Below are 4,103 nucleotides of genomic sequence, written 5' to 3'. Positions count from 1 at the left end.
CCCATGACCAACCCCTTCGACGACCAGGACGGCACCTTCCTCGTGCTCGTCAACGACGAGAACCAGCACTCGCTCTGGCCCCGGTTCGCGGACGTCCCCGACGGCTGGACCGTCGCCCACGGCCCCGACACCAACGCCGCCTGCCTGGAGTACGTCGAGAAGTCCTGGACCGACATGCGGCCCAGGAGCCTCGCCGACGCCATGGACGCCCAGCGGTAACGCGGCCCGTAGTGAATCCGACCGACACCACGGACGAGGCCCGCCCCGCGGCGGGCCTCGCCCCGCCCCACGACTACGCCGCGGACCTGCTCACCCCCGAGGCCCGGCGGGACCCGTACCCGTTCTACGCCCGCATGCGGCGCGAGAGCCCCGTCCACCGCAGCGCCCAGGGCATCTGGTACCTCACCCGGTACGCCGACGTCGAGGCGGCCCTGAGCGACCTGCGGCTGTCCAACGACCGGGACCGGATGACCCGCGCCTACGGAGCGCTCGGCGGCGACCTCAAGGCCTTCAGCCGGCTCACCGACCGGCTCGGCCGGGTGATGACCAACACCGACCCGCCGGACCACGCCCGGCTGCGCAAGCTCGCCAACCGCGCGTTCACCGCCCGGCGCGTCGAAGCCCTGCGCGACGGCATCCAGCGCATCGTCGACCGGCTCATCGACGAGTCGATCGCGGCGGGGCCGGCCATGGACCTGATCGAGGCGGTCGCCGCCCCGCTGCCGATGTCCGTCGTCTGTGAGCTCTTCGGCATTCCGGACGAGGACCGCCCGCAGGTCAAGACCTGGTTCCGCCGCTTCGGCCGGCTGGGCGAGGACATCGACAAGTCCGAGGAGGCGATCGGGCAGTACGAGGAGTACCTGTCCGGGCTCATCCGGCAGCGCCGGCGCGAACCGGGCGACGACCTCATCAGCGCCCTGGTCGCCACCCAGGCGCAGGACGACCGGCTCACCGACTCCGAACTGCTGTCCACCTGCTTCGTCCTGATCACCGCCGGCGACGAGACCACCACCCACCTGCTCGGCAACGGCGTCCTCGCCCTGCTGCGCCACCCGGACCAACTGGCCCGGCTGCGCGCGGACCCGGGGCTGATCCGCGGCGCCGTCGAGGAACTGGCCCGCTACGACACGGTGACCCAGGCGATCGTCCGGGTCGTCGCGGAGGACCTGGAGATCGGCGGACGGACGCTGCGGGAGGGCGAGTTGGCGTACCTGTTCCTCGGTGCGACCAACCGCGATCCCGAGCGCTTCGAGGACCCCGACCGGCTCGACCTGACCCGCCCCGGCAACCGGCACCTGAGCTTCGGCCACGGACCGCACTTCTGCCTCGGCGGCCCACTGGCCAAGCTCCAGGCCGAGGTGGCGATCGGCACGCTGGTGCGCCGGCTGCCCGAGCTGCGGCTGGCCGACGAAGCGGCGCTGGACTGGCGGCCCAACCCGCTGCAACGGCGGCTGAGCACCCTCCCGCTCACCTACTGACCATGAACGACGGCTACTGATCATGAACGACGGCTACTGACCATGAACGACGACGAAGGAGAACCGACCATGGCCCGAGAGTTCGAGGTCCGCCGGGAACAGGACCTGCCCGCCACGCCCGAACAGGTCTGGGACGCGGTCGCCACCGGCGCCGGCAACCTCGGCTGGCTGTACCCGATGGAGGTCGAGCCGCGCGTGGGCGGAAAGGCCACCCGGGGCGACGCCACTGTCGTGGCCTGGGAGCCGCCGCGGCGCTTCGCCGTCCGCGCGACCCAGGACGGCGGGTTCTCCAACACGCTCAGCTACCACATCGAGCCGGCCGACGGCGGAACGAGCCACCTGCGGATGGGAATCCACTGGGTGCACACGGGCGTCGTCGACGAGGCCTGGAGGTGGGACGCCAAGTCGGACGCGGCCGAGAAGCACGTCGACTTCTACCAGCACGGCCTCGCCGAGTACCTGCGGCACTTCGCCGGCCGCCCCGCCGTCTACGTCAAGGCCCAGCGCCCCGAACCCACCTCCGACCCGGCCGACTTCGCCGCCCTGCGCCGACGCCTCGGCCTCGCCGAGGACGCGGCCGTCGGCGACCGGCTCACACTCCACGTCCCCGGCCCGGACGGCGGCCCGGAAGAGGTGGTCGTGGACTGGCTCAGCCCCGACTTCGTCGGCCTGCGCGGCCCGGACACGCTCTACCGCTTCTTCAACGGCAGCACCTGGGGCACGCCGATCTGGCTGGCTCACCACCTGTTCGCCGAGGACGCCGACGAGCAGCGGGCCACCGGGGCGTGGACCGCCTGGCTCAACGACACCCACGCCTAGGACCCCCGATGGAAACCTCCACAGAAACCCTGCTCTACGCCGCCGAACTCGTCGAGGAGAACGGCACCTACAGGCTCGTCGTCCAGGACGTGCGGCGGGACACCGTCCAGACCACCCCGGTCCCCAGATCCATGGTGGACAAGCTCCCGACCTTCCTCGCGGCGCTCACCTCCAGACTCAACTCCGCACCCTCGCGCAGCCGTTGGTAGTCGTTGGTAGCCGTAGGGCAGCCGGCCACCGAGCTCTCACCCGGGAGGAGGGGCCCCCGCGCCTGCCCCTGGCCCTGTCCGGCCGCAGGGGCGCGCTCGGCGGTGGCCCCCGCGGTCGCCCTGCGGCTCGACGGCCGAGGCCTCACGTCCGGCAAACCAGTCGGCCTCGGGACAGAGGCCTACGACGACCCGGAGCTGCGCTCGCTCACCCTCCCTGAGCCGAGCGTCGACCACCGGCTCATCGAGGCGTACCTCCCCGGCAGGCGAATCCCCGACGCGGTGCGCGTTCTCCAGCACCGGGCTGTACTCGACGATCACCGAGCCGCCCTGGGGAAGGTTCGGCGTGGTCACGGCTGCGGCGACCCCGGCGAACGCCTTGCGTTCCTCTTCCCGACGCCAGCCCTCGCTGTTCACCTCCAATGAGTCGGCGGCGCCGGCCGGGTGGGTGTAGGTGCGCCAGGCCGCCGCCGACAGTTGGGTAAGGGCCGCAGTCAGGCGGGAGAGCGCGGCGAGGTCCGTGCCGGCCGGGACGGCGGCGATCCGTGAGGCAAGGTCGCCTTGGCCGGTTCCCCAGGTGGCGATGAGTTCGTGTCGAGCGGGGTCGACGCAGTAGCGGGTCATGACGGACCACCTCCAGCTCGACTACGTCATATCACCTGTCACGGAGGTGCTATGACGTATCGTCAGTCTTTGGCTCGATCGAGGTCGACTGGAAATCATCGAGGTGTGGCCCGCTGCTTCTCGCCGGGAGCCTGCTCTGCGTCGCGTTCGGGTCGGCCTTCGCCGACTTCCGGAGTGAGTGGCTGCCGATTCCGGCCGCACGGATGGCGAAATATCGCTTTGAGGTGACGGATGATCACGATGTGTGATGTGATCGGTTCTTGCCAGGCGGGCGGGCCCATGACGATGGTCGATGCCCGCTGCTCGGTTCCTGGTGCGATGAGTCCGGCCTGGCCTGTTTTGTCGAGGGTCGGGCGCTACCAGCAGCGTCACTCGTGTCGGTAACGAGGGGATTTTTCATGTCGGTGTCCGTCGTGGACCTGCTCGCCAGCTTCCCGGCCCCGGGGAGGACATCGTTGTCCGAGTGAACCGGCTGACGGGAGCGCGTTGGCGTCCATAGTCTGATGCGACGAACCCGTCAGCGATCAGGCGGTAGCGCGGACGGGTGCGACTTCAGGAAGCGACCGAGTTCGTCGTTGCCCGACTGGTGAACCGCGCCCATGCGCAACGGGGACCTCCTCCTTGGTCAGGCCGGCCGTCCGCCCTGCTTGGCATCCCTTGGTGCTCTCCGAGCTTTTCCGCCTGCGTACACCCTCACAATCCCATGGGGAACTTCGTGGACCAGATGAACGTCGTCGCTGGAATCTCAGGACCTGTTGACGGCCTGCGCGCCATCCTCGAAGCAAAGTATCGCGTTTCAAATCTGCAGTCTTTCTGGTTGCAGGGGCCCGGAGAAGCAAGCATGCCGGTCCCCGATCGGGATTTCACCGTTCACGATCTGGCGCCGCAGCCCATCACCGCCACGTGGGTGTCGGTGCCGCCTTCGGGGCAGCCGTTGTTCTGCCTGTACCTGGAGATGCCCGAGTTCGCCGGCCCG

General features: G+C 69.9%; 6 protein-coding genes. 5 read left to right on the top strand and 1 reads right to left on the bottom strand.

Going from position 1 to position 4,103, the window contains the following annotated elements; translation table 11 throughout:
* Positions 1-3 precede the first annotated feature (3 nt).
* From ACWGKU_RS06350 to ACWGKU_RS06335, 4 genes are all read left to right on the top strand, one after another.
* On the top strand, positions 4-219 hold the full coding sequence (locus ACWGKU_RS06350; RefSeq protein WP_401053975.1) for an MbtH family protein: 216 nt from the start codon (positions 4-6) through the stop codon (positions 217-219).
* An 11-nt stretch (positions 220-230) separates the two neighbouring features.
* Positions 231-1,478 carry a cytochrome P450 gene (locus ACWGKU_RS06345; protein ID WP_452178464.1) on the top strand — a complete coding sequence of 416 codons (1,248 nt, stop codon included), beginning with the start codon at positions 231-233 and terminating at the stop codon, positions 1,476-1,478.
* 69 nt (positions 1,479-1,547) lie between these two features.
* Positions 1,548-2,297, top strand: a complete 750-nt coding sequence (locus ACWGKU_RS06340; RefSeq protein WP_401053972.1) for an SRPBCC family protein — start codon at positions 1,548-1,550, stop codon at positions 2,295-2,297.
* An 8-nt stretch (positions 2,298-2,305) separates the two neighbouring features.
* Positions 2,306-2,506, top strand: a complete 201-nt coding sequence (locus ACWGKU_RS06335; protein WP_452178465.1) for a hypothetical protein — start codon at positions 2,306-2,308, stop codon at positions 2,504-2,506.
* Positions 2,507-2,542: 36 nt separating this feature from the next.
* Here the strand turns inward: ACWGKU_RS06335 and ACWGKU_RS06330 are convergent, their stop codons facing one another.
* Entirely contained in the window at positions 2,543-3,127 is a 585-nt protein-coding gene (locus ACWGKU_RS06330; protein ID WP_452178466.1) for a hypothetical protein, read from the bottom strand.
* A 715-nt stretch (positions 3,128-3,842) separates the two neighbouring features.
* On the opposite strand from ACWGKU_RS06330, the gene ACWGKU_RS06325 reads away from it, so the two are divergent.
* The coding region (locus ACWGKU_RS06325) for a hypothetical protein (RefSeq protein WP_452178468.1) at positions 3,843-4,103 on the top strand (261 nt) is incomplete at its 3' end.

The sequence above is a fragment of the Kitasatospora sp. NPDC054768 genome (genome assembly GCF_053612025.1).
Note: the sequence above shows the minus strand (reverse complement) of the source record. Positions and strands in the feature narration are given on the sequence as shown.